Origin of the sequence: Klebsiella sp. K47, from assembly GCF_051858335.1 — a bacterium.
GTDB classification, from domain to species: domain Bacteria; phylum Pseudomonadota; class Gammaproteobacteria; order Enterobacterales; family Enterobacteriaceae; genus Klebsiella; species Klebsiella pneumoniae.
Genome location: NZ_JBPYUI010000619.1, coordinates 1 through 207, shown reverse-complemented (window position 1 = coordinate 207; position 207 = coordinate 1). Strand labels below are relative to the sequence as shown.

1 protein-coding gene is annotated in these 207 nt (G+C 68.1%); it reads right to left on the bottom strand.

Annotated features, from left to right (window positions below):
- Positions 1-207, bottom strand: a 207-nt coding sequence (locus RRF55_RS29455) for a hypothetical protein (RefSeq protein WP_439419522.1), incomplete at both ends; no start/stop codon positions are given.

The following is a 207-nucleotide window of genomic DNA, read 5'->3' as shown; positions in this document are numbered from 1 at the left end:
CTCGCCCGGCGCGGCGGCGGCGTTACGGCCGGTCAGGGCGCGGGTCACGGCGTCTACGCCGCTGGCCAGGGACAGCAGCGGGCCGCCCGAATGCTCGGGCAGCAATTGCTGGTAGATGTTGAAGAAGCCGTCGCGGTCCGTCTGGTTCAGCATGGCGGCGCGGATGACTTCATTGTCAGCCAGGCCAGCGTACAGAACGTCATAGGC